Origin of the sequence: Exiguobacterium sp. s122 (assembly GCF_018618475.1) — a bacterium.
Taxonomy (GTDB): domain Bacteria; phylum Bacillota; class Bacilli; order Exiguobacteriales; family Exiguobacteriaceae; genus Exiguobacterium; species Exiguobacterium himgiriensis.
This window is the reverse complement of the sequence record NZ_JACSMD010000021.1, coordinates 1-383: the sequence shown is the minus strand read 5'-3', so window position 1 is coordinate 383 and position 383 is coordinate 1. Positions and strand designations below refer to the sequence as shown.

The window sequence follows — 383 nt, the reverse complement described above, 5'->3', positions numbered from 1 at the left end:
GATCTAGCGTCTAAGACACACGGTCCTCACGGACCATATGTGAAAAATTGGTTTGATGTCTTGATGAATCTTCAGTTTTCAAGGAACAAAAGTGGAGCCTAGCGGGATCGAACCGCTGACCTCCTGCGTGCAAGGCAGGCGCTCTCCCAGCTGAGCTAAGGCCCCGTGATGGAATTCTCAAAAAAATGGTGGGCCTAAGTGGACTCGAACCACCGACCTCACGCTTATCAGGCGTGCGCTCTAACCAGCTGAGCTATAGGCCCTCATAATTTGATTGTCGAGAGATTTTGGTCTCTCAAAACTGAACGATGGGCAATGCCACAGGGGCATTTTCCTTAGAAAGGAGGTGATCCAGCCGCACCTTCCGATACGGCTACCTTGTT

At 50.7% G+C, this 383-nt stretch carries 2 tRNA genes; both read right to left on the bottom strand.

Annotation, left to right across the window (positions count from 1 at the left end):
* Positions 1–92 precede the first annotated feature (92 nt).
* Positions 93–165 (bottom strand) — tRNA-Ala (locus tag KNP92_RS15740).
* 21 nt (positions 166–186) lie between these two features.
* Positions 187–263: transfer RNA gene (locus KNP92_RS15735), tRNA-Ile, on the bottom strand.
* Between the last annotated feature and the right edge of the window lie 120 nt (positions 264–383).